The sequence below is a fragment of the Glutamicibacter creatinolyticus genome (assembly GCF_006094275.1).
In the GTDB taxonomy this organism is placed as follows: Bacteria; Actinomycetota; Actinomycetes; order Actinomycetales; family Micrococcaceae; genus Glutamicibacter; species Glutamicibacter creatinolyticus.
This window is the reverse complement of the sequence record NZ_CP034412.1, coordinates 87,655-109,722: the sequence shown is the minus strand read 5'-3', so window position 1 is coordinate 109,722 and position 22,068 is coordinate 87,655. Positions and strand designations below refer to the sequence as shown.

Here is a 22,068-nt window from a genome sequence, read left to right as displayed (position 1 = left end):
GGGGCATCAGAACTGCAGAATCATGCGGGTGTTGCCCAGGGTGTTGGGTTTAACCCTTGCCAAGTCCAGGAACTCGGCCACGCCCTCATCGCGCGAGTGCAGAAGTTCGGCATACACCGCCGGGTCAACGGCGCTCTGGTCGGCCATGACGCTGAAGCCATGCCGCTCAAAGAACTCGACCTCGAAGGTCAGGCAAAAAATCCGGTGCACCCCCAGATCGCGGGCCCGACGCAGCAACTCGTTGATCAGCCCGGTGCCCACTCCCTGCCCGCGCCAGGATTCGGCGGAGGCCAGGGTGCGCACTTCGGCGATGTCCTCCCAGATCACGTGCAGCCCCCCGCAGCCGATGACCTGCCCTGCCGCGTCCTCCGCGACCACGAACTCCTGGATGGATTCGTAGTAGGTCACCGCCTCCTTGTCCAGCAGGATGCGCTGCTCGGCCAGGGGCCGGACTAGATTGCGGATGGCGTGGACGTCGGTGGTGCGGGCGGGACGGACGGTAAAAGAACTCACCTTATTGATCCTATGCCCCGCACCGTGGGCAGCTGGCGAAGTTTACCCCTGTATTTCGGATCTGTTTGCCCACCTTCCTGCCCGCTGGGTGCGGCGGCCGGGCGGAAGGCGGCCTGTTGTAAGAATCCTGCCGCAAGCCGCTGGGCGAGGCAGCGCTGTGCCAGACTGGTGGGGTTCAACCCGATGGCGGGCGCAAAGGAGGATGGGGCCACATGCACACCGGCGCGCGACGTCCCGGACTGGGGTTGTTGGCGGTGCTGCTCAGCGCGGTGGGCATCGCCCCACTGCTGAACTACGGGCTCAGTGCCACCAGTGACCTGATCATTCGGGAGCTGGGCATCTCCGAGGCGCAGTTCGGACTGCTGGCCACCGTCTGCTTTGGCTTCGCCGCGGTCGGCAATGCCGTGTTCAGCAAGTTCAGCGACCGGCAGCCGGACCGCACCCTGATGCTGCTGATCTTCGGCGCCGCCGCGGTATCGATGGGGCTGGCGGCCCTGCCCGGCGGCTACCTGCTGCTGCTGGCCGCTGCGGCGCTGTCCGGGTTGGCGCAGTCGTTCCCCAACGGGGTCACCAACCGGGTGCTGGCCCAGCGCGTGCCCAGTGCCCAGCGCATCGCCTGGACCGGGGTGAAGCAGTCCGGGGTGCAGGTCAGCCAGTTGGTGGGCAGCGTCGGCTTCCCGCTGCTGGCCGCCTGGATTGGCTGGCATGGGGCCAGCCTGGTTGGCGCGGTCGCCGCTGGCGTGCTGGGCCTGGCGGCGGTGCGGATGCTGGCCGCGGTGCCGCTGTTGGCGCAGGACGCCCCGCCCCGGGCCGCCGAAGCGGCACCGGTTCCCACGACGGCGGGCGGCTCGACACGCTCAATGATCCTGGCGTTGACGGTGTTCGGCTTCATCAACGGGATGGGTGTACAGGCCACGAACGTGTACCTGCCGTTGTTTGCGGTCCGGGAACTGGATTTCTCCCTGGTGCTTGGTGGGCTGACGGCGGCGGCCGCCGGGGCCATCGGGGTCACTGCCCGGGTGGGCTGGGGCCGGATGATGTCGCGTGGGATCTCCGCGCCGCGGCTGCTGCTGCTTCTGGCGGTGCTGGCGCTGGCCGGCGCCGGCACATTCCTGCTGGCGGAATCCTGGCACTGCCCCACCCTGCTGTGGCTGGCCGTGGCCTTGCACGGCGCGTCCGCCCTGGGCGTTTCGGTGGTGCTGATGGCGGCCCTGCTGCGCGCGGTTCCGGCCTCCCTGATGGGAAGCGCCAGCGGGATCGTCTCCGCCGGGCAGTTTGGCGGGTTCACCATTGGCCCCCTGGTGATGGGGATGGTGATCTCCTCGGCCGGGGGTTTCACCCTGGGCTGGCTGATGGTGGCCGGGATCTACCTTTGTTGTACGGTGTTGGGGGTCTTCCTGGTGCTGCGGGCCCGCAGGCGCGGCTGAGCACTCAGCGCGACCGTGGCGCCCGACGCCAAAGGGCGGCTCGACGGGTATGTCCGTCGAACCGCCCTTCGGTTCTGGTCGGGGTGCTGACCCGGGGGTCAGCCCTCGATGGCCGCCGGGGCCGGCTCGCCTTCCAGCTGGCCGTTGCCGCCTTCGGCGCGGAAGGTGAACTTCTCGGCGCCGGGCTCCCCTTCGACATCCACGTGGATGTGCTGGCCGGCCAGGATCTGGCCGAACAGGATCCGCTCGGAAAGCTGGTCCTCGATCTCCCGCTGAATCGTGCGGCGCAGCGGACGGGCACCCATGGCCGGGTCGTAGCCGCGGGCCGCCAGCACGGTGCGGGCCGCCGGGGTCAGCTCGATGGTCATGTTGCGTTCCTCCAGGCGCTTGGCCAGGCGCTGCACGAACAGGTCCACGATCTGCTCGATCTCTTCCTGGCTCAGCTGCGGGAACACCACGATGTCATCGACACGGTTCAGGAACTCGGGACGGAAGTGCTGGCGCAGCTCCTCCTGGACCTTGGCCTGCATCCGCTCGTAGCCGGTGCGGGTGTCGGTCGAGGACTGGAAGCCGGTCATCACGCCCTTGGAGATGTCCCGGGTGCCCAGGTTCGTGGTCATGATGATAATGGTGTTCTTGAAGTCCACCACCCGGCCCTGGGAGTCGGTCAGGCGACCGTCTTCCAGGATCTGCAGCAGTGAGTTGAACAGGTCCGCGTGGGCCTTTTCCACTTCGTCGAACAGCACCACGGAGAAGGGACGGCGACGCACCTTCTCGGTCAGCTGGCCGCCTTCCTCGTAGCCCACGTAGCCTGGAGGGGCGCCGAAGAGCCGGGAGACGGTGTGCTTCTCCGAGTACTCGGACATGTCCAGGGTGATCAGCGCATCTTCCTCGCCGAAGAGGAACTCCGCCAACGCCTTGGCCAGCTCGGTCTTGCCCACACCGGTGGGGCCGGCGAAGATGAACGAGCCGCCGGGGCGGTTCGGGTCCTTCAGCCCGGCACGGGTGCGGCGGATCGCCTGGGAGATCGCCTTGATCGCCGAATCCTGGCCGATGACCCGCTTGTGCAGCTCGTCTTCCATGTTCAGCAGGCGGGTGGACTCTTCCTCGGTCAGCTTCACGACAGGGATGCCGGTCGAGTTGGCCAGCACCTCGGCGATCAGCTCCTCGGTGACCTCCGAGATTTCGTCCATGTCGCCATTGCGCCAGGACTTTTCCTTCTCGTTGCGGGCCTCGATGAGCTTGGATTCCTTGTCGCGCAGCGACGCGGCGCCCTCGAAGTCCTGGGCGTCAATCGCCGCCTCCTTCTCCAGGCGCACGGTGGCGATTTCCTCGTCCATTTCCTTCAGCGCCGGAGGAGCGGTCATGCGCTGGATGCGCAGTCGCGCCCCGGCCTCGTCGATCAGGTCAACGGCCTTGTCCGGCAGGAAGCGGTCCGAGATGTAGCGGTGGGCCAGCTGGGAGGCGGCCTGCAGGGCGCCGTCGGTGATCGAGACGCGGTGGTGCGCCTCATAGCGGTCACGCAGCCCACGCAGGATCTGCGTGGTCAGCTCCACCGTCGGTTCCTTGACCTGGATCGGCTGGAAGCGGCGCTCCAGCGCGGCGTCCTTCTCAATGTTCTTGCGGTACTCATCCAGGGTCGTGGCGCCGATAGTCTGCAGCTCACCGCGGGCCAGCATCGGCTTGAGGATGCTGGCGGCGTCGATGGCGCCCTCGGCGGCACCGGCACCGACCAGGGTGTGGATCTCATCGATGAACAGGATGATGTCCCCGCGGGTGCGGATTTCCTTCAGCACCTTCTTCAGGCGCTCTTCGAAGTCACCGCGGTAACGGGAGCCGGCCACCAGGGATCCCAGGTCCAGGGTGTACAGCTGCTTGTCCTTGATGGTCTCGGGCACGTCGCCGCGCACGATCGCCTGGGCCAGGCCCTCGACGACCGCGGTCTTGCCGACGCCCGGCTCACCGATCAGCACCGGGTTGTTCTTGGTGCGCCGGGAAAGGACCTGCATGACGCGTTCCATCTCATGCTCGCGACCGATCACCGGGTCGAGCTTGCCCTCGCGGGCTGCGGCCGTCAGGTTGCGGCCGAACTGGTCCAGTACGGCCGAGCCAGCCGGGGCGCCCTCGCTCTGGCCGCCGGAGCTGACGCCCGCCGCGGCGGTGTCCTTCCCGCCCTGGTAACCAGACAGCAGCTGGATGACCTGCTGGCGCACGCGTCCCAGGTCTGCACCGAGCTTGACCAGCACCTGTGCGGCCACGCCCTCGCCTTCACGAATCAGGCCCAGCAGGATGTGCTCGGTGCCAATGTAGTTGTGGCCCAGCTGCAGCGCTTCGCGCAGCGAGAGCTCCAAAACCTTCTTGGCGCGCGGAGTGAACGGGATATGTCCAGATGGGGCCTGCTGCCCCTTGCCAATAATCTCCTGCACCTGTTCACGCACGGCGCCCAGGGAGATGTTCAGGGACTCGAGCGCTTTGGCTGCAACTCCGTCACCTTCGTGGATGAGCCCGAGCAGCAGGTGCTCGGTGCCGATGTAGTTGTGGTTGAGCATGCGCGCCTCTTCTTGGGCGAGCACGACAACGCGACGGGCACGGTCGGTAAATCTCTCAAACATTGCGGCACACTCCTTGCTTACCAATAGTTCGATGCTACGCACCATGAGGCCGGGAATCTGCCTTGTTCGCCACAGGGATAACCGCGTGAGGTTGCCCCGGCGCCCGAGAAGGTGCGCCAACGACAATGACCGGGATGAAATCATCCCGGTCATTTTGCGTGGTGGCTTGGGGTGTTCGAAGCCTTAGCGCGAGCGGCTGCGTCCACCCTTGCGCTGCGCCGCGTAGTAGGCCTCCACCACATCCGCATTCAGTCGTCCGCGGGCGTTGACCTTCATGTTGTTCTCCTTGGCCCAGGCGCGGATGGCCGGCGCCTCGCTGGTGGAGTTCTGCTTGGAGGAACGCCCTGCCTGGATGTAAGGCTCCATGGCGGCACGGAATTTCTCCGCATTTTCATCATTCAGGTCAATTTCGTAATGCTGCCCGCCGAAGCTGAAGGAAAATGATTCCGTGGCTTCTCCCCCATCGATATCGTCGATCAATGCAATTTGTACTTGGCGTGCCATGTTATTAGCCTCCGGGTTGGTACATCTTTGGTCGCTGAAATAATCTTCAGACCTTAACCTGTATCCATCATAGACAATAACGGCGATGATTTACGCATTAATCTTACGATTAACACCTAATTATCAGGGTGAGCTTTATTATCTCCTGATTTCAGATCTACACCTGTAGTTCCAAAATCATTATTCTGATCAACTTCCGCCTGAGCTTGACGCTCCGAACGGTCGGCATTCATAACAGCCTTGATAACGTACCAGAAAATCAGGGCGACAACGATTGTTGGAAGAATGGCTTCAACATAGGGCATATTATGCCTCCGGCTTTAGCAATGGGAACAGTATGGTTTCACGGATTCCCACGTCGGTGAACAGCATGACCAGGCGATCGATGCCCAGGCCGATGCCACCCATGGGCGGGGCTCCGTACTCCAGGGCCCGCAGGAAGTCCTCGTCCAGCTGCATGGCCTCCGGGTCTCCACCGGCGGCCATCAACGACTGCTCGGTCAGCCGCTCACGCTGGATGACCGGGTCGATCAGCTCGGAGAACGCGGTACCGCGTTCCATGCCCCCGATGATCAGGTCCCAAGCCTCGATGACACCGGGCTTGGAACGGTGCGGCCGCGCCAGCGGCTGGGCCAGCGGCGGGTAGTCGTAGACGAAGGTCGGGTCCATCAGGTTCGGTTCGACGATCTCGCCGAAGAGCTCGATGACCAGCTTCTGGGCATCCCAGGCCGGGTCGATCTTCACCTCGTGCTTGTCGGCGATCTCGCGCAGCGTCTCGGCCGGGGTTTCCGGGGTAATCTCCATGCCGACGGCCTCGGACAGACCTGGGTAGACGCCGAGCCAGCGCCATTCGCCGTCCAGGTTGATGGTTCCCTTCGGGGTTTCCAGCACGCGTCCGGCGCCGATGGCGTCCGCGGCGTTGAGGATGATCTCCTTAATCCGCTCGGCCATCACGAACTGGTCGGCGTAGGCCTCATAGCATTCGAGCATGGTGAACTCCGGGGAGTGCGTGGAGTCCACGCCCTCATTGCGGAAGATGCGGCCGAGTTCGAAGACTCGATCCACTCCGCCGACCACGGTGCGCTTCAGGTAGAGTTCCAGGGCGATGCGCAGGGTCATTTCCTGGTCGAAGGCGTTCAGGTGGGTATGGAACGGCCGGGCCGAGGCTCCGCCGTGCACCAACTGGAGCATCGGGGTCTCGATCTCGACGTAGTCGCGCTCCTCCAGGGTGCGGCGCACGGCACGGATGATGGCTGCCCGCTTGTAGATCATTTCCCGGGCCTCGTTGCGCACGATCAGATCGGCGTAGCGCTGACGGACGCGCGTCTCCTCGTTCAGGTCGGCGTGCAGCACCGGCAGGGGACGCAGGGCCTTGGAGGCCATCTGGAACTCATCGGCCATGATCGACAGTTCGCCCCGGCGTGAGGAGATCACTTCTCCCTTGACGAAGACATGGTCACCCAGGTCCACCAGGGCCTTCCAGTCGGCCAGACGCTCCTCGCCGACCTTCGCCAGCGAGATCATCACCTGCAGCCGCGTTCCGGCGCCCTCCGGTCCGCCCTCCTGCAGGGTGGCGAAGCACAGCTTGCCGGTGTTGCGCATGAAGACGATGCGACCGGCGACCCCCACATTCACTCCTGTGGCCTGGTCCGGCTCGAGATCAGGGAACTGTTCGCGAACCTCGGCCAGGCTGTGGGTGCGCGGCACGCCTACGGGGTAGGCCTCTTCACCACGGGACAGCAGCTCGGCGCGCTTGCTCAGGCGCACCTGCCGCTGGTCGTTGGTGTTCTGGCTGTCTGCTGCAGGGGAATTATCTTGGGAAGTCACAGTACATCATTCTACGTGTGAAAATTCTCGTTGTGGCCGCTTCATGACTGGACTCTCACCTGAGGTTGGCCACAACAGCCAAAAGGCGGGCGCACGTCGCGCCCGCCTTTCTTCCGGCTACCAGATCTCGACGCGTTCGGCCGGATCCAGCCACATCCCGTCACCGGGCTGGGTGCCGAACGCCTCGTGGAAAGCATCCAGGTTCTTTGGCACTTGGTTGCAGCGGAATTCGCCCGGCGCATGCGGGTCGGTGGTCACTCGAACAACTGCGGTTTCCGGGCGAATCAGCGTGCGCCAGCATTCGGCCCAGGCGTAGAAGAACCGCTGGTCCCCGCTGACCCCGTCAATCACCTGGTCCTGCTCGATGCCGCGGGCGGCCAGCTCAAGCTTGTAGGCCTTGTACGCGATGCCCAAGCCACCCAGGTCGCCGATGTTCTCCCCCAGGGTGAGCTTGCCGTTGACCTGATGGTCCGGGGCTTCGCTTGGGCTGAGGGCATCGTATTGGTCAACCAGTTTCGTGGTCAGCTTTTCAAAAGCTTCCCGGTCTTCCGCTGTCCACCAGTTCTTCAGCTGCCCGCTGCCGTCGTACTGCGAACCCTGATCATCAAAGCCGTGTCCGATCTCGTGGCCAATGACCGCGCCGATCGCCCCGAAGTTCGAGGCGAGGTCGCGATCGACGTCAAAGAAAGGCAGGCGAAGGATCGCGGCGGGGAAGGCGATTTCGTTCAACAGCGGATGGTAGTAGGCGTTCACGGTCTGCGGATACATAAACCACAGCTCTCGATCCACCCCGTCATCAATCTTCTGCAGTTCACGCTTGAACTCGAACTCGTTGGCGGCCGCCAGGTTCGCGATCACGTCCTGCGGATCGGTGGTGATGCTCGAGTAGTCGATCCACTCGTTGGGGTAGCCGATCTTGGGACGGAACATGGACAACTTTTCGAGCGCCTTCTCGATGGTCTGCTCCCCCATCCACGGCAGGGTGGTGATCGAGTCCCGGTAGGCCTCGATCAGCCGCTCCACCAGGTGGTCCATGGCGTCCTTCGCCTCCGGCGGGAAGTGCTTGGCCACGTAGAGTTGGCCCAGGTCCTCACCGACGGCGCTTTCGGTGAAGCTGACCCCACGTTTCCAGCGCTCCTTCAGGGTTTCCACCCCGCCCAGCTTCGCGGCGTAGAACGCGAAGTTTTCATTGACGAAGGGGCTGGAAAGGTAGGGTGCGAAGGAGCGCAGCACCTGGACGGTGAGCCAGGCCTTCCAACGCTCGAGGGGTTCTGCCTTCAGCGTCTGGCCCAGCGCTTCGAAGAAGCTGGGCTGCCACAGCACAACCTCGGCATAGTACTTCGGTTCAATTCCCGCGCCTTGGAGCCAGTAGCGCATCCCTGGGAAAGTCTGGAGCAGTTCTTCATCGCTCATCAGGTTGTACCGGGCTTGGGCATCGCGGACCTTGACGCGATCCCAATGGTGGGAGGCAATGACTTTCTCCAACGCCACGACGTCTTCGGCGGCCTTCGACGGATCCGCCACTTCACCGAGATCCAACAGGCGTGCCAGGTGCTCCTGGTAGTCGCTGACGGTCGAGGCGAACTGCTCTTCACGGTAGTAAGACTCATCCGGTAGGCCCAGTCCACCTTGCAGGAAGGTCAGCAGATTGCGCTCGGGATTACCAGCGTCATTCATGGCGCCGGCCTGCAGGAAGCTGCTGATGCCCTTGCGGTAGAAGCCTCCGGATAGCTCAATGAGCTCTTCGGCAGTGGAAACCCGTTGGATATCTTCCAGATAGCCGCGAACCGGATCGAGCCCCTTGGCCTCGATGGCTTCCTCATTCATGAAGCTGCCATACAGGTGGGCAATGCGTACTTTATCCGGAGCCTGCTCGGTGCCGGAGTTCACGGCGGCGACGGCGTCTTCGATGATCGCATGGACCGCAGCTTCCGCCTCGTCACGCAGTTCCATGAACGAGCCGTACAGCCCCTGGTCGCTGGGGATGCTCGCCGAGGCAAACCACTTGCCATTCGCGTTGCGGTATAGGTCGTCCTGTGGCCGAATGGATTCGTCGCGGTATTTCAATGCCTTCGCGCTCAACTAAATGCTCCCCTGTCCAAACCTGACTGTTTCTACCTCTGTACTGTAGTCAGCTGAGCGCCGCTGGGGGCAAAAGATGTTGCCCCGTGCGCCAACGGCTTAAACAGGTGAGGCTCCAACCATCACTGGTTGGAGCCTCAAACCCTTCATCAAATTAAGTCCGGCGGTGTCCTACTCTCCCACACCCTCACGAGTGCAGTAGAGCCTCAAACCCTTCATCAAATTAAGTCCGGCGGTGTCCTACTCTCCCACACCCTCACGAGTGCAGTACCATCGGCGCAGTGGGCCTTAGCTTCCGGGTTCGGTATGGGACCGGGCGTTTCCCCCACGCTATGACCGCCGTAACAGCAGTGAAACAACCACACACCTGGTGCCGGCTGCAAAACCATCCATGAACAACACCTGCCAACCCCCACACCCCACCAACAAGGAGGGGGGCCTGGGGTGGTGTGGTTGTTGTTTCGTAACCGTATAGTGAACGCGAGCAACACTCTTTGCCGAACACCCCACACAAAAGGGGGGGGTGGTTTTGTTGTGTGTTGATAAGTCATCGGCCTATTAGTACAGGTCAGCTACACAAGTCTTTAGTCCTTGCTTCCACATCCTGCCTATCAACCCAGTGGTCTAGCTGGGGGCCTCTCACACAAAAAGTGCATGGAAATCTCATCTCGAAGCAGGCTTCCCGCTTAGATGCTTTCAGCGGTTATCCCTTCCAAACGTAGCTAATCAGCGATGCACTTGGCAGTACAACTGACACACCAGAGGTTCGTCCGTCCCGGTCCTCTCGTACTAAGGACAGCCCTTCTCAAATTTCCAACGCGCGCAGCGGATAGGGACCGAACTGTCTCACGACGTTCTAAACCCAGCTCGCGTACCGCTTTAATGGGCGAACAGCCCAACCCTTGGGACCTACTCCAGCCCCAGGATGCGACGAGCCGACATCGAGGTGCCAAACCATGCCGTCGATATGGACTCTTGGGCAAGATCAGCCTGTTATCCCCGAGGTACCTTTTATCCGTTGAGCGACGGCCCTTCCACACGGTGCCGCCGGATCACTAGTCCCGACTTTCGTCCCTGCTCGAGCTGTCACTCTCACAGTCAAGCTCCCTTGTGCACTTACACTCAACACCTGATTGCCAACCAGGCTGAGGGAACCTTTGGGCGCCTCCGTTACTCTTTAGGAGGCAACCGCCCCAGTTAAACTACCCATCAGGCACTGTCCCTGAACCAGATCATGGTCCGAAGTTAGGTGACCGGTACAGCCAGAGTGGTATTTCAACGATGACTCCACCCGAACTAGCGTCCAGGCTTCACAGTCTCCCACCTATCCTACACAAGCTGCACCGAACACCAATACCAAACTATAGTAAAGGTCTCGGGGTCTTTCCGTCCTGCTGCGCGTAACGAGCATCTTTACTCGTACTGCAATTTCGCCGAGTTCATGGTTGAGACAGCGGGGAAGTCGTTACTCCATTCGTGCAGGTCGGAACTTACCCGACAAGGAATTTCGCTACCTTAGGATGGTTATAGTTACCACCGCCGTTTACTGGGGCTTAAATTCTCCGCTTCGACCCCAAAGGGGTCTAACAGGTCCTCTTAACCTTCCAGCACCGGGCAGGAGTCAGTCCGTATACATCGTCTTGCGACTTCGCACGGACCTGTGTTTTTAGTAAACAGTCGCTTCCCCCTGGTCTCTGCGGCCCACACCCGCTCAGGAAAGCAAGTTTCCCTCACGAGGCAGGCCCCCCTTCTTCCGAAGTTACGGGGGCATTTTGCCGAGTTCCTTAACCATGATTCTCTCGATCGCCTCGGTATTCTCTACCAGATCACCTGTGTCGGTTTAGGGTACGGGCGGACTGGGACCTCACGCCGATGCTTTTCTAGGCAGCATAGGATCACCGAATCACCCACCAAAGTGGGCGCCTATCAGGTCTCAGGCACACGTTCCGCGGATTTGCCAACGAAACACCCTACACCCTTGGACCAGGTCAATTCCATTGCCTGGCTCGGCTACCTTCCTGCGTCACACCTGTTAACACGCTGACCTCACACCCTCGGTTCCCAGCCACCAACCACAACAACCACCCCCCAAAGGAGGCAGCACGTCATGGCGGCAGGTGGTTAGCATCAGATGCTCAGTATGGGCGGTCCTTCGCCGGTACGGGAATATCAACCCGTTGTCCATCGACTACGCCTGTCGGCCTCGCCTTAGGTCCCGACTAACCCAGGGCAGATTAACTTGACCCTGGAACCCTTGATCATTCGGCGGACGGGTTTCTCACCCGTCATTCGCTACTCATGCCTGCATTCTCACTCGCGTAGCCTCCACCGCTGGTTTCCACCGCGACTTCACCGGCCACACGACGCTCCCCTACCCATCCAAACCACTGGACCACAAAAGCCAATGACATGTTTGAATGACGCAACTTCGGCGGTGTGCTTGAGCCCCGCTACATTATCGGCGCGGAATCACTTGACCAGTGAGCTATTACGCACTCTTTCAAGGGTGGCTGCTTCTAAGCCAACCTCCTGGTTGTCACAGCAACTCCACATCCTTTTCCACTTAGCACACGCTTAGGGGCCTTAGTTGGCGTTCTGGGCTGTTTCCCTCTCGACTATGAAGCTTATCCCCCACAGTCTCACTGCTGCGCTCTAACTTACCGGCATTCGGAGTTTGGCTAAGGTCAGTAACCTTGTAGGGCCCATCGCCTATCCAGTAGCTCTACCTCCAGTAAGAAACACGCAACGCTGCACCTAAATGCATTTCGGGGAGAACCAGCTATCACGAAGTTTGATTGGCCTTTCACCCCTACCCACAGCTCATCCCCTCCATTTTCAACTGAAGTGGGTTCGGTCCTCCACACGCTCTTACACGCGCTTCAACCTGGCCATGGGTAGATCACTTCGCTTCGGGTCTAGACCGTGCCACTCAAACGCCCTATTCAGACTCGCTTTCGCTACGACTACCCCACACGGGTTAACCTCGCGACACAGCACTAACTCGCAGGCTCATTCTTCAAAAGGCACGCCATCACAGAACACAAAGCCCTGCTCTAACGGTTTGTAAGCACACGGTTTCAGGTACTATTTCACTCCCCTCCCGGGGTACTTTTCACCATTCCCTCACGGTACTGATTCACTATCGGTCATCAGGTAGTATTCAGGCTTACCAGGTGGTCCTGGCAGATTCACACGGGATTCCTCGAGCCCCGTGCTACTCGGGCACCCACACTAGGACGGCAGCACGCATGATAACTACGGGACTATCACCCTCTCTGGTCCGGCATTCCAACCGATTCACCTATACGCCTGCACCTCATCCCGCCAGCCGAATAGAACTGGCACATATGGACCCCACAACCCCGAAGATGCAACGCCTATCCGCTATCACACACCTACCGGTTTAGCCCCATCCGCGTTCGCTCGCCACTACTAACGGAATCACTATTGTTTTCTTTTCCTGCGGGTACTGAGATGTTTCACTTCCCCGCGTTCCCCCCACATGGCCTATACATTCAGCCACGGGTCACACCACATAACATGGTGCCGGGTTTCCCCATTCGGAAATCCTGGCCTCAACGTCCGGTTATCGACTCCACCAGGCTTATCGCAGATTCCCACGTCCTTCATCGGCTCCTGATGCCAAGGCATCCACCGTGCGCCCTTAAAAACTTTCAACACAATCATCCATCCATCACAGACAAACGACAGCACAGAAAACCTCAAATACATGAGCAACAAAACAATCAACAAAATCACAAAACAACAAACACCCACACACACAAAATGCGGCAGGCACCTGTCATTTCAAGATGCTCGCGTTCACTATACAGTTCCCAAACAACAACCCCACACCCCCACACCACACACCCACCAACGGGGCGCGCGTGCCAAGGACACAGGAAAACAAACATGGTCTTTCAACCGAAACACCAAGAACACCACACCCACCCAACGGCAGGCACAGCATGCTTGTTGCCTCAAAACCCAACAGTGCGCCACAACCCGGCACCACAAGCACCACCACCAGCCTTCCAACCACAAGCCCCCACAACGGAAACCCACGGCGTACTCACCAGCAGCACCACCCACAGCACCAAACCCGACCACAACCCCCACACCAAACAGTGCACGGACCACGACCGATAGTTCATTGATATTCCACCCATGAGCAACCCGCCCACCAACACTCGTGGCGGCAACGGGCAACCAATAATGGTTAGCTCCTTAGAAAGGAGGTGATCCAGCCGCACCTTCCGGTACGGCTACCTTGTTACGACTTAGTCCCAATCGCCAGTCCCACCTTCGACGACTCCCCCCACACAAGGTGGTTAGGCCATCGGCTTCGGGTGTTACCAACTTTCGTGACTTGACGGGCGGTGTGTACAAGGCCCGGGAACGTATTCACCGCAGCGTTGCTGATCTGCGATTACTAGCGACTCCGACTTCATGGGGTCGAGTTGCAGACCCCAATCCGAACTGAGACCGGCTTTTAGGGATTAGCTCCACCTCACAGTATCGCAACCCATTGTACCGGCCATTGTAGCATGCGTGAAGCCCAAGACATAAGGGGCATGATGATTTGACGTCATCCCCACCTTCCTCCGAGTTGACCCCGGCAGTCTCCCATGAGTCCCCGGCATAACCCGCTGGCAACATGGAACGAGGGTTGCGCTCGTTGCGGGACTTAACCCAACATCTCACGACACGAGCTGACGACAACCATGCACCACCTGTGAACCAGCCCCAAAAGGGGAAAGACCATCTCTGGCCCGGTCTGGAACATGTCAAGCCTTGGTAAGGTTCTTCGCGTTGCATCGAATTAATCCGCATGCTCCGCCGCTTGTGCGGGCCCCCGTCAATTCCTTTGAGTTTTAGCCTTGCGGCCGTACTCCCCAGGCGGGGCACTTAATGCGTTAGCTACGGCGCGGAAAACGTGGAATGTCCCCCACACCTAGTGCCCAACGTTTACGGCATGGACTACCAGGGTATCTAATCCTGTTCGCTCCCCATGCTTTCGCTCCTCAGCGTCAGTAAATGCCCAGAGACCTGCCTTCGCCATCGGTGTTCCTCCTGATATCTGCGCATTTCACCGCTACACCAGGAATTCCAGTCTCCCCTACATCACTCTAGTCTGCCCGTACCCACCGCAGATCCGAGGTTGAGCCTCGGACTTTCACGGCAGACGCGACAAACCGCCTACGAGCTCTTTACGCCCAATAATTCCGGATAACGCTTGCGCCCTACGTATTACCGCGGCTGCTGGCACGTAGTTAGCCGGCGCTTCTTCTGCAAGTACCGTCACCCCCAAAAGGGGCTTCTTCCCTACTGAAAGAGGTTTACAACCCGAAGGCCGTCATCCCTCACGCGGCGTCGCTGCATCAGGCTTTCGCCCATTGTGCAATATTCCCCACTGCTGCCTCCCGTAGGAGTCTGGGCCGTGTCTCAGTCCCAGTGTGGCCGGTCACCCTCTCAGGCCGGCTACCCGTCGTCGCCTTGGTGAGCCATTACCTCACCAACAAGCTGATAGGCCGCGAGTCCATCCCCAACCGATAAATCTTTCCACCCCCTGCCATGCAGCAGGAAGTCATATCCGGTATTAGACCCAGTTTCCCGGGCTTATCCCGAAGTCAGGGGCAGGTTACTCACGTGTTACTCACCCGTTCGCCACTAATCCACCAGTGCAAGCACCAGCATCATCGTTCGACTTGCATGTGTTAAGCACGCCGCCAGCGTTCATCCTGAGCCAGGATCAAACTCTCCATAAAAAACAAGAAAAGCACACCACCAACCACCACACGGTGGCCAATGATGCAATCCCGGCGAATAAAAAACACTCAACCACCACACACGGGGGTGCGGGCGATCAAGCAAATAAATGTTTCGTATTCACCAAACAAAAATAATTTGGTATCAACAAACTTGGCACACTATTGAGTTCTCAAACAACAAGCGCTTCCGACACCACGAACCACCATCATCTGGCTGGCCGCTTCGCTCCGGAGCAACTTTCCAACCTTACCACATCCCCGGCCCGAGTCAAAATGACCCGAACATCCGGTGACCTGCAAAGGAAGGGATTCTCGCTGCCAGGTAAACATCCCGTTTCCGGTGTGTGTTTCCCGCTGGCAACAGATAAAAACTATACGCAGGTTCCACCACACACGCAAATCGAAAAGCGGTGTTCTGCGTCATACTCCCGTGGGGCCGTCATGGGGGCGTTTCACGGTGCCTGGTGTCCGGGCTGGGCACGGAAACCCGGATGATGATCGCCCGGGCTGTTTCATCGTCTTCGTTGGCGTATCTGCCTGCCCCACTCTTCGGACCGGCCGGTGCTCTGCCCTAGTGTGGGAGTCATGAGCGATCTGCAGAAACGTCTTGGCTACCGTCACCCGATTTTCAATGCCTCAATGGCCGGAGCGGCCGGCGGTCAGTTGGCCGCAGCGGTGTCCACGGCCGGAGGTGTGGGCATGATCGGTGTTCCGGCGGCACCGAGCCCGCAGTGGATCGAGGAACAGCTCTCCCATGTCCGGGAACTGCCCACACCATGGGGAGCGGGATTCATGGGCTGGGCCCTGGAGCAGGACATGGGTCCGCTGCAGGCCTTCCTGAATGAGCGCCCTTCCCTGGTGTGCATCAGCTTCGGCGAGGTGGGCCGCCCAGCCGCGCTGGCCCGCGAGTCCGGGGTGCTCACCGCCATGCAGATCGGCAACGCGCAGGACCTGCAGCGGGCCCAGGACGCCGACATTGACATCATCATTTGCCGCGGCGGCGAGGGTGGCGGCCACGGGCGGAACGAGGCCGGGACCTTGGCACTGTTGCAGCTGGCGGTTAATGCAACCGACAAGCCGGTGGTGGCCGCGGGCGGGATCGGCACCGCGCGCGGTGTGGCGGCCGCATTGGCCGGTGGCGCGCAGGCGGTGTGGGTTGGCACGCGCTTCATCACCGCGGCCGAAGCCAGCGGCCATGCCCGCTTCAAGGATGCGGTTAATGCCGCGGGCCTGGATGACACCGTCTACACCCGGGCGTTTGACATCGCCCAGCAGCTGCCGTGGGCGCCCGAGTTCGGTGGGCGGGCGCTGGCCAATGAGTTCTCCCGTCGCTGGGCCGGGGATCTGTCCGGGCTGGAAGAGCACGCCGATGGCGCCCTGCGGGAGCGGATGAAGCAGGCCCGGGCGGACGCGGATCCGCAGATCGCCCCGGTCTACGCCGGCCAGGCGGCCGCGTTCAGCATCCGGGTGCAGCCCGCGGCGCAGATCATGGAGGAGTTGTGCGGGTTCCGTGAGCTGCTGGCGGACGCGGCACGGCGCTTTGCCTAGATCGGCTGGTTGTCGATCAGCCGCACCCCGCCGACGGTGGCGGCCACCAGGATCAGCCCCTGCCCGGTGAACGGGGTGTCCTGGCAGTTGAAGGCCAGCTCCTGCAGGGTGTCCGGGTCCACCACCACAAAGTAGTCCAGCTCAACTTCCGGTTCCATCTGGAACAGCCCGACCGCGTCCTCCAGATACAGCGGTTCGTGGCGGGCGGCCCGCCCGGCGATCAGTTCGATGGCCCGATGGATGACCAGGGCGGCGCTGGCCTGCCGCTGGCTGAGCAGCGCGTTGCGGCTGGACAGGGCCAGCCCTTGGGCGGTGCGCACGATCGGCACCGCGCGGATCTGCACCGGGTAGTCCAGGTCGGCGACCATGCGGCGCACCAGCACCAGCTGCTGGGCGTCCTTCTGTCCGAAGTAGGCACGGTAGTGCCCCTGCCCGGGATCGGCATAGTGCAGCAGCTTGGCGACCACCGCCAGCATGCCGTCGAAGTGCCCGGGGCGTGAGGCCCCCTCATACATGCGTCCCAAGGCGCCGCTGTCCAGCCGGATCAGCGGGGTCCCGGCATGGTAGACCTCCTGTGGTGCGGGCGCGAAGACCAGGTCCACCCCGGCCCGGGCGGCCACCTGCACATCGGCCTGCAGGTCGCGCGGGTAGCGCTGGTAGTCCTGCTGGTCGTTGAACTGCAGTTCGTTGACGAAAATGGAGATCACCACCAGCTCGTTTTCCTCCCGCGCCTGCCGGAACAGCTGTTCGTGTCCCGAGTGCAGGGCGCCCATCGTCGGCACGAAACCCAGTGAGGCGGGGGCGGCGGCGCGGATGGCGGCGCGCAGTTCGGCGCGGGTGGTCAGGACCTGGGGGCTTTTCGCGGCGGGGCTTTTCACAGCACTATTCTAGGATGCCCAGCAGTTCGCGCAGCGTCGCCTCGGAGATCAGGCCCTGGGCGCGGGCGCGGATGGCGGTGGCGCGGGACAGGGTGCGGTAGCTGTCCGCGGTTTCCTGCGGATCATCGGCCAGGGATTCAACGTGGGCCTGCACGGTGCCCACATCCCCGCGCGCCACCGGGCCGGTGAGCAGACCGGCCCCGGAACGCAGCGCATTGTCCAGGCTGGCGCTCATCAGGGCACGCAGCGTGTTGCCCGGCTCCTGCACCCCGATGCGCCGCAGCAGGTCCATGGACTGGGCGGTGATGGTGTTCAGGTGGTTGGCCCCGTGGGCCAGGGCCGCATGGTAGCTGGTGCGGTCGGCCTCGGCGATGGTGACCGGCTCACCGCGCATCTCCACCACCAGCGCCTGGGCGACCGGCAACATCGGCTCGTCGGCGGTGACCGCGAACGCGCAGTCGGTCAGCCGCTCCAGGTCCAGGCTCATCCCGGTGAACGTCATGGCCGGGTGGATGGCCAGCGGGAACGCGCCGGCGGCACGCACCGGTTCCAGGATGCGCGTGCCGTAGCGTCCGGCGGTGTGGGCCACCAGCTGCCCGGCCACGAAGTGCCCGGCGGCGGCCAGCCCGGCCACCAGTTCCCCCAGCACGTCGTCGGGCACCGCGAACAGCACCAGTTCGCTGCGCCGCAGGATCTCATCCGGGGGCAGCACCTGGGCGTCGGGCAGCAGGGCGCCGGCCCGTTCCCGGGAGGCCTCGGACACGGCGTGCACCCCGGTGATGTGGTGCCCGGCCGCGGCCAGCGCCGCGCCGAGCACGCTGCCGACCCGGCCGGCGGAGATGATTCCAATTCCTAGTCGTGGAGCGTGCACTGTCTACCTTTCGGCCGCTCGGTGCGCCTGGGCCTCGAACAGTTCGAGTGCCTGGCGGCTGTCTATCTGGTGGGCATAACCCATGATGCTGCCCCCGGCCGAGTGCACCCGCACCCCGGCCAGCCCGCGGCGCCGCTCCAGCGGCCCCTGGTGCCAGGTGACCCCCTGGATCCGCCGGTGCGGGATGAAGCTGGCCACTCGGGCCAGCCAGCCGTAGCGGGTGATCAGCACCGTGTCGGTGTGCAGGTACCCCTGGTGCCGCCACGCCCCGGGGGAGATCAGCCGGGCGCTGGCCGGGGAGGTGGTGAAGCCGTGGTGCGCGCCGGTGGACAGCGCCGTGTGCAGCACGGCGCGCTGTTCGTTCACGCCCAGGTCCGGCAGCAGGATCCACATCACCTGGCACACCGAGTCGAAGTCGCCCACCGGCATCACCAGGGTTTCACTCTCCGCGCCCTCCCCCAGGCCCAGCGCGTTGACCTCGATCCGGTACCAGCCCAGCGGCCGCCACAGGGCCGGGGCGCTGATCTTGACCGCCTGCACCCGCCCGGCGGGGATCGACTGCTGGCGGGTGTCGGCCAGCCCGCGGCTGATCCGCAGCCCGGTGTCGGTGTTGGAGGCGGTGAAGTTCCAGGAGTTGTTCAGCTCCTTGTACAGCCAGCCGCCAAAGCCCAGCAGCGCCGGGATCACCCCGGCCAACGCACCGGCGTTGCCCAGCAGCACCATCACGGCGAAGAACAGGGCGAAGAGCAGGCCCACGATGGTGGGGATGCGCAGCAGCAGGGAGCCAAGCAGCCGCCCGGCCGGGACCCGGGAGACGATCAGCTGCCCGGTGTCCGCCGCCGGGGCCGGGTGATCGGCCGTGCCGGTCTGCGGGCCGGGCGCCGGCGGGGCGGAGCCGTGGCGGGCGGCGTGGGCGCGGTCCAGGATGACCCCGCGCAGCCGGTGCGCGTCGGCCTTCTTCAAGAACGCCAGGCGCATCACCGAATCGGAGCCGTCGGCCACGTCAAAGCGCAGTTCGGCCAGGCCCAGCAGCCGGGCCACCAGCGGCTGGGCGATGTCGATGGCCTGCACCCGTTCGATGCGCGCCTGCTTCTGGCTGCGAAAGAGCATCCCGGAGTTCACGTACACGTGCGTTTCACTCAGCCGGTAGCGGGTGAAATACCAGGACAGGGCGTAGAAAACCAGGATCACCAGCAGCGCCGCGGAACCGATCGCCGCGGTCCAGCCCAACCGGGGGCCCTCAAAGCGTTCGGACCAGGACAGTTCGTCGGTGTTCGTGTAGTAGACGTAGATGAGCCCGACGATCGCCAGCCAGCCGTGCACGAACGGACTGGCCGGGTGCACCCGCTGCCACGGCCCGCTCATAGCCCGATCATCTTCTCTTCACCGGCCGCCACCAGCCGTTCGCGCAGCTGCTGGCCCTCCCGGGCCGGGATCCCGGGGATCACCGCGGTCGCGGCCCCGGCGGCGGTGTTCACCGTCAGCCGGCACAGCCCGTAGCGCCGCTCCAGCGGCCCGGAGCTCATCTCCACGTACTGCAGGCGCCCGTAGGGGATCACCACGCGTTTGCGGAACAGCACCCCGGAACGCACCACCAGGTCCTCGGCGCGTTCACTGTAGCCCAGGGCGCGCACCCGGCGCCGGATCAGCGCCAGCGCCCACAGCGCGATCCCCAGCACGAGCAGCGGCGGGAGCACCACCAGCCACCGGGGCACCTGCACCCCGAACAGCGCCAGCCCCAGCGGCACCAGCGCAATGATCAGGTACAGGGCGGTGTTCGCCAGCCAGGTCAGCAGCCGGACCTTGAAGTAGGCGGGGTCCACCGCGGTGAAGTCAGTCGGTGGCATATCCTTGGGCTCCATCGGCATCCTCATCGTTGTCCTCCGGGGGCAGCTTGCACAGGTGCTGAACGATGAACCCGATGACCACCATCAGCACCCCGGCCCCGGCCAGCACGATCGCCCGGGTGGCGGTGGGACTCGGGCCGCTGGCGCCCAGCAGCGCCGCCATCAGGCTCAGGTGCCACCCGGCGATCACCGCCCCGGCGTACGCCCCGGCCTGGGCGAGCACCAGGATGCGGGCCGCGGCGATCGGCTCCACCCGATGCCGGGTGCGCCCGGCGGTGAACAGCTTCACCCGGATCCCCAGGATCAGGGTGATCACCGAGACCGCGGCCATGGAAAACAGCGCCGAATAGTCCAGCACCGGGGCCATCATCCCGCGCCCGCTCATCACCAGCATCAGCGCGTAGCCGATCACCGCGCCGGCGACGGCGCACAGGGCCAGGGGCAGGAAACGCAGCGTGCTCATAGCCGGATGATGCCGGGGGTGTCTTCGGCCTGCGCGGCCAGGCGGGAGACCAGCTGGCCGCCGAGCACCGCGTCGGGGTCCATCCAGCTCCACGGCGCCAGCACGAAGCCGCGCAGGTGCGCGCGCGGGTGCGGCAGGGTCAGCCGCTCGTCCTGCAGCACCAGCTGGTCATAGGTGATCACATCCACGTCCAGGGTCCGCGCCTCCCAACGCACGGTGCGGGTGCGGTGGTGCTCCCGCTCCACCTGCTGGCACAGATCCAGCAGCTGGTGCGGGTCCAGGGTGGTGCGCACGGCGATGACCTGGTTCAGGTAGTCCGGCTGGCCCCCGGGCCCGCCCACCGGCTTGGTCAGCGCCAGCGGGGACACGGCTTCGACCCGCACCTGCGGGTGGTCCTGCAGTTCGCGCACTGCCGCCTGAAGCGTCTGCCGGCTCTCGCCCAGGTTCGAGCCCAGCGCCAGCACCGCGCGGTGCTCCCTCTGCACGCGGCTGATCGCCACGGTGACATCATCAAAGGGCACCGGGATCGGGGCCTGGGGCTTGTGCACGGTGACGTCAACCCGCGCCACGCTGGGGTAGCCGGTGAGGATCGCCTGGGCGATCTGTTCGGCCAGCTTCTCGATCAGGTCCCAGGGCCCGGCCTGGATCTGGTCGACGACCAGCTCGCTGACCTCCCCGTAGTGCACGGTGTCTCTCACGTTGTCGCTCAGCGCCGCGCGGGTGGTGTCGGTGTGCAGCACCACGTCCACCGTAAACGGCTGGCCTTCGCGCTTCTCGTGCTCGAAGACCCCGTGGTGGCCGGTGGCGGTGATGCCGGTGACGCTAATGCGATCCATGCGCCTTCACTACTTCGATGGCGTCGCGGCTGGACTGCACGTCGTGCACGCGCACCGCCCAGACCCCGTTGGCGGCGGCCAGCGTGGTGGTTGCGGCGGTGGCGGCATCGCGGTTCTGCACGTCGCGCGGCTTGCCGCCCTCGCGCAGCAGTTCACCCAGGAAGCGTTTGCGGCTGGTGCCAATCAGCACCTTGTGCCCCAGCGCCTCCAGCTCGCCCAGCGCGGCCAGCAGCGCCCAGTTGTGTTCGGCGTCCTTGGCGAAGCCCAGCCCCGGGTCCAGGATGATCTGTTCGGGCCGCACGCCCTTGGCCACGAACTCGTCGCGCAGCTGGCGCAGTTCGCCAACCACCTCGGTGACCACGTCCTGGTAGTTCGCCTCGGTGACCATGCTCTGCGCGGTGCCACGGCGGTGCATCAGCACGTAGGGGACCCCGGTTTCGGCGATCAGTTCGGGCATGCCCGGCTCGTAGGTGAGCCCGGAGACGTCGTTGATCAGGTGCGCGCCGGCGTCGATGGCGGCACGGGCGGTGTCCACGTGCATGGTGTCCACCGACACCACCGCCCCGCCCTTGGCCAGGGCCTGGATGACCGGGATGATGCGTTCGCGTTCCAGCTGCGGATCCACCTCGGCGGCGCCGGGACGGGTGGACTCCCCGCCCACGTCAATGATGTCCGCGCCGGAGTACAGCAGCTTCAGGCCCTGGTCGATGGCGGCCCCGGAGTCCAGGTACTTCCCGCCGTCGGAGAAGGAGTCCTCGGTGATGTTCAGGATCCCCATGACCAGGGTGCGGTCGGTGGGCAGATCGGCGAAGGTCTTGCGCTTGATCTTGCGGATCACGGTCAGCGGGCTGGTGGCCGGGCCGGTGCCCGGAATCGCTCCTAGAGACAT

15 protein-coding genes and 3 rRNA genes are annotated in these 22,068 nt (G+C 63.4%); 2 read left to right on the top strand and 16 right to left on the bottom strand.

The window, feature by feature from the left end:
• Nucleotides 1-6: 6 nt before the first annotated feature.
• Nucleotides 7-513, bottom strand: coding sequence for an amino-acid N-acetyltransferase (locus tag GcLGCM259_RS00500; protein ID WP_138925417.1), 507 nt, complete (start codon nt 511-513; stop codon nt 7-9).
• A 212-nt stretch (nt 514-725) separates the two neighbouring features.
• Here GcLGCM259_RS00500 and GcLGCM259_RS00495 point away from each other — a divergent pair, with 212 nt between their 5' ends.
• Nucleotides 726-1,940 (top strand): MFS transporter, encoded by a 1,215-nt coding sequence (locus GcLGCM259_RS00495; RefSeq protein WP_138925416.1) that lies wholly within the window; start codon nt 726-728, stop codon nt 1,938-1,940.
• 98 nt (nt 1,941-2,038) lie between these two features.
• Here GcLGCM259_RS00495 and GcLGCM259_RS00490 read toward each other — a convergent pair whose 3' ends face one another.
• From GcLGCM259_RS00490 to GcLGCM259_RS00455, 8 genes are all read right to left on the bottom strand, one after another.
• Nucleotides 2,039-4,552 (bottom strand): ATP-dependent Clp protease ATP-binding subunit, encoded by a 2,514-nt coding sequence (locus GcLGCM259_RS00490; protein ID WP_138174725.1) that lies wholly within the window; start codon nt 4,550-4,552, stop codon nt 2,039-2,041.
• A 183-nt stretch (nt 4,553-4,735) separates the two neighbouring features.
• Nucleotides 4,736-5,056 (bottom strand): histone-like nucleoid-structuring protein Lsr2, encoded by a 321-nt coding sequence (locus GcLGCM259_RS00485; RefSeq protein WP_138174727.1) that lies wholly within the window; start codon nt 5,054-5,056, stop codon nt 4,736-4,738.
• A gap of 116 nt (nt 5,057-5,172) precedes the next feature.
• Nucleotides 5,173-5,361 (bottom strand): hypothetical protein, encoded by a 189-nt coding sequence (locus tag GcLGCM259_RS00480; protein WP_138925415.1) that lies wholly within the window; start codon nt 5,359-5,361, stop codon nt 5,173-5,175.
• Nucleotide 5,362: 1 nt separating this feature from the next.
• A complete protein-coding gene (gene lysS, locus GcLGCM259_RS00475; RefSeq protein WP_138174731.1) occupies nt 5,363-6,883 on the bottom strand; it encodes a lysine--tRNA ligase in 1,521 nt (506 codons plus the stop codon).
• A 117-nt stretch (nt 6,884-7,000) separates the two neighbouring features.
• Entirely contained in the window at nt 7,001-8,965 is a 1,965-nt protein-coding gene (locus tag GcLGCM259_RS00470) for a M13 family metallopeptidase (RefSeq protein WP_138925414.1), read from the bottom strand.
• Between the two features lie 227 nt (nt 8,966-9,192).
• Nucleotides 9,193-9,309 (bottom strand): 5S ribosomal RNA (rrf, locus tag GcLGCM259_RS00465).
• Nucleotides 9,310-9,502: 193 nt separating this feature from the next.
• Nucleotides 9,503-12,643 (bottom strand): 23S ribosomal RNA (locus tag GcLGCM259_RS00460).
• 553 nt (nt 12,644-13,196) lie between these two features.
• Nucleotides 13,197-14,733, bottom strand: a 16S ribosomal RNA gene (locus GcLGCM259_RS00455).
• The 16S, 23S and 5S rRNA genes sit together here, the layout of an rRNA operon.
• Nucleotides 14,734-15,321: 588 nt before the next feature.
• On the opposite strand from GcLGCM259_RS00455, the gene GcLGCM259_RS00450 reads away from it, so the two are divergent.
• Nucleotides 15,322-16,284 carry an NAD(P)H-dependent flavin oxidoreductase gene (locus GcLGCM259_RS00450; RefSeq protein ID WP_138925413.1) on the top strand — a complete coding sequence of 321 codons (963 nt, stop codon included), beginning with the start codon at nt 15,322-15,324 and terminating at the stop codon, nt 16,282-16,284.
• On the opposite strand, the gene panC is transcribed toward GcLGCM259_RS00450, so the two are convergent.
• Genes panC through folP form a run of 7 tightly spaced genes read right to left on the bottom strand, consistent with a single transcriptional unit; the run spans nt 16,281 to nt 22,068 of the window.
• On the bottom strand, nt 16,281-17,162 hold the full coding sequence (gene panC / locus GcLGCM259_RS00445) for a pantoate--beta-alanine ligase (protein WP_138925412.1): 882 nt from the start codon (nt 17,160-17,162) through the stop codon (nt 16,281-16,283). The two genes, GcLGCM259_RS00450 and panC, sit on opposite strands and share 4 nt — an antisense overlap.
• Nucleotides 17,163-17,166: 4 nt before the next feature.
• The gene (locus tag GcLGCM259_RS00440) at nt 17,167-18,033 is read right to left on the bottom strand and encodes a Rossmann-like and DUF2520 domain-containing protein (RefSeq protein WP_138925411.1); all 867 of its coding nucleotides are present in this window, start codon (nt 18,031-18,033) and stop codon (nt 17,167-17,169) included.
• A 3-nt stretch (nt 18,034-18,036) separates the two neighbouring features.
• Complete coding sequence (locus GcLGCM259_RS00435; protein WP_138173097.1) at nt 18,037-19,398, bottom strand: PH domain-containing protein; 1,362 nt, start codon at nt 19,396-19,398, stop codon at nt 18,037-18,039.
• Nucleotides 19,395-19,880 (bottom strand): PH domain-containing protein, encoded by a 486-nt coding sequence (locus tag GcLGCM259_RS00430; RefSeq protein WP_171021076.1) that lies wholly within the window; start codon nt 19,878-19,880, stop codon nt 19,395-19,397. Before GcLGCM259_RS00430 ends, GcLGCM259_RS00435 begins: the two co-directional genes overlap by 4 nt.
• Entirely contained in the window at nt 19,867-20,343 is a 477-nt protein-coding gene (locus GcLGCM259_RS00425) for a DUF3180 domain-containing protein (protein WP_138925410.1), read from the bottom strand. The genes GcLGCM259_RS00430 and GcLGCM259_RS00425 overlap by 14 nt, the downstream gene beginning before the upstream one ends.
• Nucleotides 20,340-21,179, bottom strand: a complete 840-nt coding sequence (folK, locus tag GcLGCM259_RS00420) for a 2-amino-4-hydroxy-6-hydroxymethyldihydropteridine diphosphokinase (protein WP_138925409.1) — start codon at nt 21,177-21,179, stop codon at nt 20,340-20,342. Before folK ends, GcLGCM259_RS00425 begins: the two co-directional genes overlap by 4 nt.
• The gene (gene folP / locus GcLGCM259_RS00415; RefSeq protein ID WP_138925408.1) at nt 21,166-22,068 is read right to left on the bottom strand and encodes a dihydropteroate synthase; all 903 of its coding nucleotides are present in this window, start codon (nt 22,066-22,068) and stop codon (nt 21,166-21,168) included. The genes folK and folP overlap by 14 nt, the downstream gene beginning before the upstream one ends.